The sequence below is a fragment of the Allokutzneria albata genome (genome assembly GCF_900103775.1).
In the GTDB taxonomy this organism is placed as follows: Bacteria; Actinomycetota; Actinomycetes; order Mycobacteriales; family Pseudonocardiaceae; genus Allokutzneria; species Allokutzneria albata.
This window is the reverse complement of record NZ_LT629701.1, coordinates 1,787,183-1,799,049: the sequence shown is the minus strand read 5'-3', so window position 1 is coordinate 1,799,049 and position 11,867 is coordinate 1,787,183. Positions and strand designations below refer to the sequence as shown.

Sequence of the window (11,867 nt, the reverse complement as noted above, 5' to 3'; positions counted from 1 at the left end):
TCACCCCTATTCGACCCTTGTCTAGCCAATCGCCTAACCCGCCCGCAGGTGATCTACGGCGACGCGTGCGGCGGTGCCGATGACGGCGTCCGCGGCGGGCAGCGTGAGCGACGTGCGCACGCTGGCGGTGAAGACGGCCACGGCGTAGCGGCCCCCGTCTGGGTACTCGACAACCCCTACCTCGTTGCGCAACGTCGGCAGGGTGCCGGTCTTGCCCGCGACCCGGACGTCGTCGAAGGGGAAGCCGGACGCGAGCCGGTGTGGCCACACCTGCAACCCCAGCAGCCGCCGCATCGCCGCGCACGACTCCGGCGAAGCGGCCTCGTCCCGCCACAGCGCGGCGAGCAGCGCGGTCATCTCACGAGGCGTGCTCCGATTGGTGCTCTCCGGCCGCAACGCGCTCAGGGTCCGCAGCACGCGCCGATCGGTCAGCAGCGGCGCCAGCTCACCCGCGTCGGCGACCCCGGCATCGCGCACCATCGACTCCGTCAGCTCCCGGCTGCGCTGCACCACACATGTGGTGGTGAGCCCCAGGGACTCGGTCACGCGGTTGATCGCCTCGAACCCGACGAGGTCCACCAACGCGTCGCCGGCCGCGTTGTCCGATACCGACATCGCCAGCAGCGCCAGATCCCGCACGGACATGCTGACCTGGTCGAACATGGCGCCGATGCCGGTCGGCCCGCTGCTGCGCGCCCCCGGGTCGAGCGTCACTCGACCGGCGAGGTCCACCTCACCTGTCTCCGCCGCCCGGAACACCGCCACCAGCAACGGCAGCTTGAACACGCTCGCCAGCACCACGGGTGTGTCGGCGCCGACCGAGACCTCCCGGGTCCCGTCGATCTCGCGGGCGTGCAGCCAACCGGTCACTCCGGCGTCGGCGAAGCGCTCCGCCACCTCAGCGGCAACTGTCATGGCAGGTACTCCGTAGTGGGCCGAGGGTGGAGGGGTGGGCGGGGCTCGGCTTCGGCGGGCGTGAGGCGGGCGGTGAGGATCGCCGTGAAGGCAGCCACCGCCGGAGTGTGCTTCCCGCGTGGCCACACGGGCGAGGTGCGCAACGCCAAGGGGGAGCCGACGACCGGCAGGCACCGCACGTCCGGGTGCGGTGGTGGGGAGCCGAGGTGGTGCAGCGCCACGGCTCCGCCCGCCAGCACCAGGCCGAGTGCGAACCCGGGAGTGGCCGCCTCGTGCACCACGCGGGGGGTGAACCCGTGCCGAGCGCACGTCGACAGCAGCTCGTCGTGCAGCGCCGGCGCGGTCGCCCTCGGAAAGATCACCAGCTCCTGCCCGGCGAGATCGGCCAGCCGCAGCGGACCGGGCGGCCACCCCGGCGGGCACAGCACCCCGAGCGGCTGGCTCAGCACTTCGCCCTGGTCCAGCCACGGCGCGTCGAAGGGATGCCGCAGCACGCCCACGTCCACAGTGCGATCGGCCAGCGCGCGCAGTTGCTCGGCGGAGGTCAGCTCCCGCAACGTCAGCCGCACGTCGGGACACCGCTCGCGGAACTCCGACACCAGTCCGGCCACCACGTCCCCGGGCAGGTCGGGCAGCATGCCGCCGCGCAACACGCCCGCCTCCCCGCGCCGGAGCCGGTCGGCGACGGTGTGCAGGTGATCGACCCGGCCGAGCACCTCACGGGCCTCGACCAGCAGCGCCGCACCCGCGTCGGTGAGCCGGACCTGCCGCGCGGCGCGGTCGAACAAGCGCACCCCGAGCTCGTGCTCCAGGCGTTGGATGCGCTGCGACAGCGGCGGCTGGGACATGTGCAGGCGGCGCGCGGCCCGGCCGAAGTGCAGCTCCTCGGCCACCGCCAGGAAGTACCGCAGATGCCGCACCAGGTCCACGAGCAGCAACGATATCCGATCCGATATCGACGTCGTCCCGATATTGGTGTTGGACTTGATCCACTCGGCGCTGATCTGCTCAGGACATGTGCACAGGACATCTCAGTAGACGTGGACTGCTCCGGGGCGCGGGCGTCGCGGCCCTCACCGCGGGCCTGGCGGGGAGCGCGGCGGCCGACCCGGTGCCCGCGCGACCGCTCAGCGGGCCCGGCGCGACCCTGCGCTGGCTGGGGGTCGCCGGGTGGGAGCTGAGCATGAACGGACGGCGGGTGCTCTTCGACCCGTACCTCAGCCGCATGGAGTACCGGCTGCCCGGGACCTCGTCCATCGACGAACGCGCCCCGCTCGCGGTGCGGCCCGACCTGGTGGACCGGACGATCACCGAAGCACCCGAGCTGATCATGGTCAGCCACGGGCACTGGGACCACGCCGCCGACGTGCCGCACCTGCTGACCCGCTTCCCCGCCGCGCGCGTGGTGTGCGGGCGCAGCACCGCGTTCCTGTTCGAGGCGAGCGGGGTGCCGCGCAAGCGGATGATCGTCGTCCGGGGCGGGGAGAACCTGGATTTCGGCGGGCTGAGCGTGCAGGTGGTGCCCAGCCTGCACTCGATGACCGGTGATCACGCCTACCTGCTGCCCGGCGAGCTGACCGACCGGCCGCGCAGGCCCAGGACGCTCGGCGAGCTGGTCGAGGGCGAGACCTTCGCGTTCCAGGTCTCCTTCGGCGGCGCGCGGGAGGTGCTGCTGTTCGGCGCGACCAACTACGCCGAGCGGGAGCTGAGCGGACTCACCCCGGACGTCCTGGTCGCCAGCATGACCTCGTGGAAGCCGATCCACGCCTACCCGGCGCGGCTGGTCAGGGCCCTCGGGTCACCGCCGTTGACGGTGGCCAGCCACCACGACGACATGATCACCCCGCTGGACTCCCCCGACCTGCCCGCGACGGTCGGCACGGCGGGTCCCGCGGCGTTCCGGGCCGAGGTGGCCGCTGCCGGGCTCGTGACGAAAGTTCACGAACCCGCCCATCGCAAGCCCTTCGTGGTGTGATGTGGGGCACTCGCCGGCAACTCGCCCGGGGGGCCGATCTGTCTAGAGGGGACGACGGCGGAAGAATGCGCCGGTCCCCACAGGAAGGTCACCGATGCGCACCAGCCCGGCCGAGCCGGACACCCGCGACCACGATCCGGCCCCAGCACGGAGGCGGCTGCCCTGTCCGCCCTGGCTGCTGGTGGGGGCGGTGGCCCTGTTCGCCCTCGCGGTCCACCTGCGCGTCTCGGACATGCTCGCCTGGCCAGGGCACCGCGCGCACATGCACGACCTCGCCGTCTACTACAGCGCGGGCGAGGAACTGTGGGACAACACCGAGCTCTACACCAAGAACCACGCGGGCCTGCCGTTCCTCTACTCCCCCTTCGCCGCCCTGTTCGCGTCGGCGATGACGCTGCTGCCGCTGGGCAGCGTGCCGTGGGTGATGACCGGGCTCACCGTCGTCTCGGTGCTCGTGGCGCTCTGGTGTGCCTGGGGCATCGCCGGGTTCGCCGCCTCGCGCGGGCGGCGCGCGCTGACGCTGGCGCTCGGCGCGCTGGTGCTGCACCTGGAGCCGATCCAGTCCAACATCACCTTCGGCCAGGTCAACGCGCTGCTGATGGGCCTGGTGATGCTGGACTTCGCGCTGCCGAAGGAGAACCGGCTCAAGGGCGTCGCGCTCGGCCTGGCCGCCTCGGTCAAGCTCATCCCCGGACTGTTCATCGTCTACCTGCTGCTCACCGGGCGGGTCAGGGCAGGGCTGACCGCGCTGGGCACCATCGCCGCGACGATCGCCGTCGGCACCGCGTTCCTGCCCGTGCAGTCCGCGCAGTTCTGGACGGGCGGCTTCGCGGACAGCTCGCGGATGGGCGGCTACCTGTTCTGGTACGGCAACCAGTCGATCAACGGGATGGTCGGCCAGGCGTTCGGCTTCGACCAGCCGGCGCTGCACGTCACCCGGCTCGGGCTGTCCGCGCTCTTCGGCGTCGTCGGGATCCTGGTCGCGACCCGGCTCGGCCGCCGCGGCCTCGAACTGCCCGGCGTTCTGATGACGGCGCTGACCGCGCTGCTGGTCTCGCCGATCTCCTGGCACCACCACTGGGTGTGGGTCGCACCGTTCCTGGTGCTGCTGATCAGCCAGGCGATGCGCCCCGCCGGACCCCGGCTGACCTACGCCGCCGCCGCGGTGAGCCTGGTGCTGGTGACCGCGTGCTGGCCCGACCCGTACGCCACGGAGCCCCCTGGGGCGGTCGGCGTGCTGTTCTGGGGCGTGCCGGAGGACGATCCCGCGTACTCCGTCCTCTACGTCGTGCGCAACCTGTACACGATCGCCGGACTGGTCGCGTTCCTCGTGGTCGCGGTGGCGACGCTGCGCCGTCGCGGCTCTCCGCTGCCCGAGCCGCGCCCAGCCGATCTCACTTTGAGGTGATCAGGGAGTTCCTTCCCGATACGGCGTTCGCAGGCGCCGAAACCCCCTGATCACCTCTGCTTGGCGTTCACTGCGGCACCGCGGTTTCCGGGGCCTAGGACACGCTGCGGTGCCACAGGAGCTCGCCAAGATCAAGGTCAGGGACAACGGTGGCGCTGGCCATGGCGACCGTCCGCATGCGGGCCTCGTCCGGGCCGTTCGTCCACACCACCCGGTACCGCCGCAGCGGCCGGTCGTAGCGAACGACCACGTGCACCCCGGTGCGGACCGCCAGCAGGCTGGCCAGTCGGCGGGCCGAGCGGGCCCGTGTGCTCGTGGTGATCACGATTCACTTCCGATCCGGAACCAGCCGGTCAGGCAGTTCCCTCACATGTCCAGACACCGTGCTGTCCCTTCGGAAACGAGAACACCACGAGGCCCCCGTTTGGATCTAGGCTGAGGAGGACTCACGCAGCGCTCACGCTCACTCACGGTGCGAGACGGAGGCGAGATGACCGAAGACCAGGGCTCGTCGCCCGGCCTCGCACTCCCCCACGACGCGTTCGTCGAGGAGTTCCGCAGGTGGCGCGACGTGCGCGGACTGTCCAAGACCGCGCTGGCCGAGGCCATGGGCTACAGCCGCTCCTACGTGTCCAAGGTGGAGAGCGGTCACGAGCGCGCCTCCCGTGAGTTCGCCAAGGCCGCCGACGTCGCACTGGGCGCGGGCGGCGCGCTGAGGCGAGCCTGGCGGGGCTACGAGCAGGCCCGGGTGCAGCAGCAGACGCCGCATCCGAGGGCCCCGAGTCCGCCCGAACACTTGTTTGACGCCGCACAAGGTCCCCTCGTGGTCGAGCACGACCACGCCGAACTGCACTACGACGGGCACACCTACCGGGCGACGATGCGCCGCAAGTTGGTCAACAACGGCGCTGATCCGATCACCCGCTACCTGATCCGCATTTCGGTGGACCGCTTCCCCGGCCGGCCGGACCAGTCCAACCGGCTCTACCGCGACCAGCCGCTGACGTGGGAGGAAATAGATCTCCACGCGTGGTGGGGGGAGGACCGGGCCGAGCCGATGCACTTCGTGCCGCAGCACGACCGGGACGCGATCAAGGAGGTGTGGTTGCTCTTCGCCAACGACAGCGGGCACTTCCCGCTGTACCCGGGCGAGAGCACGTGGATCGAGTACACCTACGCGGTCGGCGACGACAAGTGGGGCAACTGGTTCCAGCGGGCCGTGCGGCTGCCGACCAAGCGGCTGTCGGTGCGGCTGGACTTCCCCGCCGAGCTGGGCCCTTCGGTGTGGGGCCTGCACACGTCGATGACCGCGGACTCGATGCCGTTCCGCACCGCCATCTCCGACCACCACGAGGGAGACCGACGGATCTACTCCTGGGCGACGGAGGACCCGCCGATGAACGCTCGGTACCGGTTGGAGTGGCATTTCCGACGCAGACCCGCCGAGACGGCGGCCCGACAGGCCAAGCCCAGCGAGACCATGCGCTCGCTCGGCGTCATCCAGCACGACGAGCCGCTGCTGCGGCGCCCCGCCCGCCCGTTCGCGCTGCCCGCCGACGCCGAGGACGCCCGGCGGGTGGTCTCGGAGTTACAGGCGGCCGCCAAGCGGGTGGCGCGGGTGCACGTCTTCGGCAAGGGCATGGGCATCGCCGCGAACCAGATCGGCATCGACCGGGCGGCGGCGATGATCTGCCCGCCCGCGGGGGCCGACGTGATCACCCTGCTCAACCCGAGGGTGATCGAGTCCTCCGACGAGGTCGACGAGCAGTACGAGGGCTGCCTGAGCTTCTTCGACGTGCGCGGCATGGTGCCGCGGCCGCTGACCGTGCACGTGGAGCACCAGGACCTCGACGGCACCCGGCGCATCACGATCTTCAACCAGGGGGTGGCGCGCCTCGTCCAGCACGAGGTGGACCACCTGCACGGGCGCTTCTACACCGACCGCATGGCGCCCGACGTCCAGCCGATCCCCGTGGAGCTCTACCGCGGCGTGGGAGCCGACTGGAAGTACTGACGTGCGCGGGATGCTGCACGGGTGACCGGCAAGCCGTTGAAGGTGTACCCGGGTTCGTGGCCGCTGACCGTGGTGTGCGGTGCTTCGGGCACGGGCCGGACCAGGTTCGCCTACGCGCTCGCCGCCCGGTACAACGGGCACGTCGTCGACACCGGCGATGTGCTGCAGGCGGTGCGGGCCATGACCGGCCAGTACCCCGCGCTGTCCTACCAGGATGCCGAGGACTGGCGGGGCTTCGCCGAGGCCGACGGTGTCTGGCCGCGGCCGAGGAACCCGTTGCCGGGCACGGCCGAGGAGCTGGCCGCCGCGCGGCTGCGAGCCGCCGACGTCCTCACCCCGGCCGTGCTGGCGGTGATCACGAAACAGCCCCGCCTGCGCCTGGACGGGGACTACCAGTTCCCGCACACCGTGGTCACCGGCCGTCACGCCCTGCCGAGCCTCGCCTGGGACTTCGCCGTGATCCTCACGGAGACCGAGGAGCAGATCCACGCCAACCTCGCGGCCCGCGAGTTGCCGGGTCATCGTCACTGCGGCGCGGCCCTGGGCTGACGCCGTCGACCGGCCCTACTACGCGATGGACGACTACTGGGACTCCCAGAACGCCCTTGGCGGCTGGTGACCCTCAGGTGGTGGAACCGCCCACCGCGGCGTGCGCGGTCGCCATGGCCTCCGGGTCCGCGCGCGGGACAAGGCTGGACAGGTCCCCGCCGGTGTCGTTGACGCGCAGCACGTACGGGCGCGTCTCGGTGTAGGTCACCACCGACATGGAGCACGGCTCGACCACGATCCGCTGGAAGGAGTCGAGGTGCAGGCCGAGCGCGTCGGCGAGCACGGACTTGATCACGTCACCGTGGCTGCACGCGATCCACACCGCGTTCGCGCCGTGCTCGGCGGTCATCCGCGCGTCGTGCTCGCGGATCGCCGCCACCGCACGCGCCTGCACCTCCGCCAGGCCCTCGCCGCCGGGGAAGACCGCCGCGGAGGGGTGCTGCTGCACCACCTTCCACAGCGGCTCCTCCAGCAGGTCTTTGATGCCCTTGCCGGTCCACTCGCCGTAGTCCACTTCGGACAGTCGGGGTTCCTCGACCGGGGTGAGGCCGAGCTTGGCCGCCAGCGGTTCCAGCGTCTGCACGCAGCGGTGCAGCGGCGACCGGACCAGCCCGGCCACCGGGACCCCGGCGAGCCGGTCGACCAGCTCCCGCGCCTGCTCCTCACCGCGCTCGGCCAGCCCCACGCCGGGGGTGCGCCCGGCGAGGACCCCGGCGCCGTTCGCCGTGGAACGCGCATGTCGAAGCAGGATCACGGTAGCCACGCCGATCAGCCTAGGACACGCCGGGCGCTACCCGGGCAGCGCGCGCTCCCGCGGCACTCCTCCCGCGGGTGGCCTGGACAACAGCCACGTCGGGTTGCCGACCCCGACGACCTCGCCCGCGCCGTCGCGCACCACGGAACGCACGAAACTGCCCTCCCCCGGCTCGACGTCGAGGTTCCACCGCCCGCCGGTCAGCTCCGACACGCGCACGCTCCGGCTGGTCGTCGCCGGATCGAGCTGCCCGGCACCCGCGTAGTCGACGACACCGGTGACCAGCTCGACCCTGCCGTCGGCGGGCGCGTCGGTCACGGTGACCGTCAGCGGCACCTTCTTCGCGGAGCTGAGCAGCCCCCCGCCCATCGCGCTGGCCCCGTTGACCGTGGCCTCCAGCGAGCCGCGCCACCGCTTCGGATCGGTGAACCACGCCCGGCCGGCCCGCAGCGAGCCCAGCAGGTCCGCCGTGCCCGCCGAGCCCGCCCACACGCCGGTGATCCAGTTGGTCTTCTGGTTCACCCAGTCCTTGCCCGCGTGGTCGTCGGAGACCCCGGTGCCGGTGAAGAACAGCGCGTTGCGCGCGGAGACGTCCAGCACGTGCAGCAGCTTCGGCAGCGCCATCCCGCAGCCGATCTCCACGATGTCCACGCCGCCGAGCCCGCTGCCGGCGAGCAACGCCTCGGCCAGTTTCTGCGGCGTGTTCAGCTCGCCTTCCAACGGGTGGTTGTAGCTGGCCAGCCCGCCGTGGGAGTGGATGAACGCCACCATCTGCTTCGCCAGCGCCTCGGAGGGGTCCTTCACCGGGGGCTTGCCGCTGTAGTCCGGCAGCACGACCTTCTCGCCGAACCAGTTGAGGTGCCGAGTGAGGGAGACCTCCAACGCCGACCGCTGCACGACGTCCGGGAACCGCTTCGCGTTGCGGTCCATGATCTCCTGCCGCAGCGCGAGCGCGTCGTCCCCAGCGCGCCGCGCCCGGGCGATGCGCAGGCGGTCCACGACGAACTCCGACGGTGTGTTCCTCGCCGAGCGCACGCCGATCCGCAGCTGGAGCAGCGAGTTGTCGGCCGCGTTCAGATCCGGCCACAGCGCGGCGATGTCCTGCACCGGAGTGAACTCCAGCCGCGTCCACCTGCCCCGGGGAACCGGCAGCCGCACGGTTCCGACCAGGCCGTTCGCCGAGTGCTGGACCTCGTTCACTCCCCCGATGCGGTACTCGACGCGGTACTGCCCCGCCGGGCGTCCTCCGGTGGCCGGGTGGTGCGAGGCGAGGACGTCCACCACCAGCTGTGCGTCCGGCCCGACCTGCTCGGCGAGCACGTCCAGGCTGAGCGTGGTGTCCGCGAGCGAGGTGTTGTACGTGCTGTTCCAGGCAGAAGCCGTGTACCAGAGCGTGCCGTCGCCCGACGCCTTGAGCGCGAGCGCCTTGCCCGGTTCGTCGGGCGAACGCGGCTCGGCGACGAAGCGGCCGGACGCCTCGCCGAGCGTGCCCTGCTTGGCTTCGGCCCACCGCCACCAGCGGCCGTCCTGGGTCTCCTCCATGCCGTCGAAGCCCACCGCCGTGCGGTAGCCGTGCGCCATGAGGCGGAAGTCGTGGTCGGTCCACCACACCACGTCCACGCCGAGCTTCGTGGCCTGGTCGAGGTGGCCCGCCATGCTCCCGACGCCCTCGCTGAACGAGGCGTGCAGGTGCATCGCCATCGTCACCGGCGACAGCGCACCGCTGCTCGGGCCGGGCGCGGCTTTCGTGCTCAACGGGAGACCGGCGGTGCCGATCGCGGCCGCCGCGCCGAGCAGCACCGCCCGCCGTCCGACGGGGCTCATCACGCCCCCTCCCTGACCCACCGGAACTGCCCGGTCTCCGACAGCGACAGGAACGAGTCCGCGAGCGGCGGATGCGTCCACGCGATGGCCTCGGTCGCGACCAGCGCGTGATCGGGTTCCCAGTACCGGTGCACCTTCGGCGGTGCGGCGGCCAACGCCTTCACCAGCTCATCGCCGTGCAACGCGGGGTCGGCTTCGTAGCGGAGCCAGCCGTTCGCCCTCGCCACCAAGAGCTTCCCGTCACGGAGATCCGCCCCGGTCGGCTTGAAGTTGTGCTCCGAACTCCCGTTGGGCGGCTGGAGCACCGAGAGCGGGACGGCGTCCACCACCCCCGGCTCGGTCGGCAGCGGGAGCTTCAGCACCTGGCCCTGCCGCAACGCCGAGCCCTTCGGCGCGGTCTTCACCAGCAGGTGCGGCACACCGTCCACAAGGAACAGTGACTCGGAGTTGATCCCCGAGGCGGAGTACCGGTACGAGAGATCCGCGCGCACCTCGGTCGCCGACAGCGGGTCAGGTTCGGGAAAGCGGAACAGCTCCCCCGGCTTGTCCTCGTGCGGGTTGTTGCCGATGTTGCCCAGCCACAGGCAGTTCTGGGCCGGGTCGAGCGCGACGTCCTCGATGTCGATGTTGTGCACCGGAGTGCCGTCAGCGCGCTTGAGGTAGACGCACTTCACGAAGCCGTCGCACGAGGTCTGCGACACCTGCTTCGGCCAGCGGACGAGTTTCCCGGAGCCTTGGTCGAAGCGCACCGCGAGCACGGTCCGCCGGTAGCCGACGCGCACAGGATCGGGGTTCCCGATGCCGTCCCTGATGATCCAGAACACCCCGGCGTGGCGGTGGCTGGCCACGATCCCGCTCGCCTCGTGCAGGTTCGCGCCGTGGTAGGTCTCCCCCGTCCTCTCCGGGAAGGTCTCGTTGTTCATCACCGGCTGCAGCTTGGAGACTTCCTCGGTCCCCAGCAGGAAAGCCACAGCCGACAGCTTCATGAGCGTTCGTCGGTCCACTCGCGACACAGACCGCTCCCCTCACCAGGTCCGGAAGCGATCGCGCACGTTGCTGCCCGCGTCCGGCCCGCGCACCGGCTCGTTGTCGACGCACCGCGAACCGTCCAAAGTGGTCGGTTCCCAGTTCGGGTGCAGCCCCTTCACCATGGTGTCCTGGACGTCGAAAGCGTGGGTCAGCAACGGAATCCCCCGCTCCCGCAGGTAATCCAGGAACGGCTCGACCATGCCCGGCATCCCCGCCCGGCACGCGTCGTGGCGCGCGTTCCACTCCGTCACGATCACCGGCGCGCCGCGGTCGACCACGTACCCGAACCGCTCCTGCCAGCGCGCACGATTGCGCTCGAGCGTGTTGTTCGCCGCGAAATGCCAGTAGTACGGATGCGTCGCGTAGGCCAGCTGCCCCACCGGGTCGTTCAGCCGATGCGGCCACATCCCCTCGAACCGCTCCGCCAACGCCGCCCCGTTCGCCACCAGGACGTTGCGAGCGCCAAGCCCACGCACCGTGTCCACCAACCGCTGATGCCCGACGACCGCGGCGCCGTCACCGTCGCGCCACTGCTTCCACCCCGCTTCCGACGTGTCGTTGCGCGGTTCGTTGAACAGCTCGAACAGCACCCCGTGGTCGCTCGTGAAGTGCGGAGCCAACGTCTTCCACGACCGGATCGTCCGCTGCGACGGCATGAAGTTCACCTCGCCGCACGTCGCCACCTGGTCCTGCATCGACAGGAGCACCGTGAACCCGGCCGCACGAGCCTTCGCCACTCCGGCCTTCACCCAGGTCAGGTAGGAACCGTCCGCGTAGTAAGGATGCTGCGGGTCCAGCGCCACCTGGCTCACCTGGAAGCGCAGCGTGTCAGCGCTCCAGTTCCCTTTCGCCGCAGCCAGTTCCGCGTCACCGTGCTGCGCGAAGGTGTCGTGCGCGCGCTTCGCCCAGCCCGGCGCTCTTCCCTCGTCGATGCACTTCTGCGGCGTCGCCAGCGCGACCATGTTGAAGCCGTGCGGGAAGAAGGGCTGACCACCGCGGAGCCACTTCGTCCCTTCGACCCGAACCGCGTCGTTCCGCTCGTCCGCGTGAACCGGCGCGACGAGCGTTCCCGCGGATATGAGGCCTACGAGTACTGCGTGCAGGGGTTTCAGCATGGGCGCGGATCGAATACTTCAGGCGTAGATGAAATCAATGCTTTTCAGCGTGTGACGAATGCAAGGGGGCGATCGGATTGTTCCGGCTGCGCGGGTTGTGTTGGCCGAGCTTCCGGCGTGAGGTCGGCTTGACCTGGGGCCCCTTGCGCGTGCCCGTGGGCCTCTCAGGGGCACGGGATGAAGCTCCGGCCCTCGCGGGAAGCGTATGGCACGCGCACCCCAGGTAAAGCCGACGGTTCCAGCTGCGGCTTGCGTTGGCTTTGCCTTGTGGCGCAACGGATTAG

Annotated in this window: 11 protein-coding genes; 4 read left to right on the top strand and 7 right to left on the bottom strand. The window is 70.8% G+C overall.

What is annotated here, in order from left to right:
* Positions 1-33 precede the first annotated feature (33 nt).
* Positions 34-915 carry a serine hydrolase gene (locus tag BLT28_RS07915; RefSeq protein ID WP_030432996.1) on the bottom strand — a complete coding sequence of 294 codons (882 nt, stop codon included), beginning with the start codon at positions 913-915 and terminating at the stop codon, positions 34-36.
* Entirely contained in the window at positions 912-1,844 is a 933-nt protein-coding gene (locus BLT28_RS07910) for a LysR family transcriptional regulator (protein ID WP_043813819.1), read from the bottom strand. Before BLT28_RS07910 ends, BLT28_RS07915 begins: the two co-directional genes overlap by 4 nt.
* Positions 1,845-1,930: 86 nt before the next feature.
* On the opposite strand from BLT28_RS07910, the gene BLT28_RS07905 reads away from it, so the two are divergent.
* Together BLT28_RS07905 and BLT28_RS07900 are read left to right on the top strand one after the other, a co-directional pair.
* Positions 1,931-2,890: an MBL fold metallo-hydrolase gene (locus BLT28_RS07905; RefSeq protein ID WP_043813817.1), complete on the top strand. Its 960-nt coding sequence runs from the start codon at positions 1,931-1,933 to the stop codon at positions 2,888-2,890.
* Positions 2,891-2,984: 94 nt separating this feature from the next.
* Complete coding sequence (locus tag BLT28_RS07900; protein WP_052408084.1) at positions 2,985-4,298, top strand: glycosyltransferase 87 family protein; 1,314 nt, start codon at positions 2,985-2,987, stop codon at positions 4,296-4,298.
* Positions 4,299-4,392: 94 nt separating this feature from the next.
* On the opposite strand, the gene BLT28_RS07895 is transcribed toward BLT28_RS07900, so the two are convergent.
* Positions 4,393-4,623 carry a hypothetical protein gene (locus BLT28_RS07895; RefSeq protein ID WP_052408083.1) on the bottom strand — a complete coding sequence of 77 codons (231 nt, stop codon included), beginning with the start codon at positions 4,621-4,623 and terminating at the stop codon, positions 4,393-4,395.
* A 165-nt stretch (positions 4,624-4,788) separates the two neighbouring features.
* On the opposite strand from BLT28_RS07895, the gene BLT28_RS07890 reads away from it, so the two are divergent.
* Both BLT28_RS07890 and BLT28_RS07885 read left to right on the top strand, forming a co-directional pair.
* Entirely contained in the window at positions 4,789-6,312 is a 1,524-nt protein-coding gene (locus BLT28_RS07890) for a peptide deformylase (protein WP_030432992.1), read from the top strand.
* 21 nt (positions 6,313-6,333) lie between these two features.
* Complete coding sequence (locus BLT28_RS07885) at positions 6,334-6,861, top strand: hypothetical protein (RefSeq protein WP_030432991.1); 528 nt, start codon at positions 6,334-6,336, stop codon at positions 6,859-6,861.
* 73 nt (positions 6,862-6,934) lie between these two features.
* Here BLT28_RS07885 and BLT28_RS07880 read toward each other — a convergent pair whose 3' ends face one another.
* The 4 genes from BLT28_RS07880 to BLT28_RS07865 are packed head-to-tail and all read right to left on the bottom strand — an operon-like array spanning position 6,935 to position 11,583.
* Positions 6,935-7,624, bottom strand: coding sequence for a histidine phosphatase family protein (locus BLT28_RS07880; RefSeq protein WP_030432990.1), 690 nt, complete (start codon positions 7,622-7,624; stop codon positions 6,935-6,937).
* Positions 7,625-7,651: 27 nt separating this feature from the next.
* Positions 7,652-9,439: a CehA/McbA family metallohydrolase domain-containing protein gene (locus BLT28_RS07875; RefSeq protein ID WP_030432989.1), complete on the bottom strand. Its 1,788-nt coding sequence runs from the start codon at positions 9,437-9,439 to the stop codon at positions 7,652-7,654.
* Positions 9,439-10,425 carry a hypothetical protein gene (locus tag BLT28_RS07870; RefSeq protein ID WP_030432988.1) on the bottom strand — a complete coding sequence of 329 codons (987 nt, stop codon included), beginning with the start codon at positions 10,423-10,425 and terminating at the stop codon, positions 9,439-9,441. The genes BLT28_RS07875 and BLT28_RS07870 overlap by 1 nt, the downstream gene beginning before the upstream one ends.
* Positions 10,426-10,464: 39 nt before the next feature.
* On the bottom strand, positions 10,465-11,583 hold the full coding sequence (locus BLT28_RS07865; protein WP_030432987.1) for a glycoside hydrolase family 5 protein: 1,119 nt from the start codon (positions 11,581-11,583) through the stop codon (positions 10,465-10,467).
* Between the last annotated feature and the right edge of the window lie 284 nt (positions 11,584-11,867).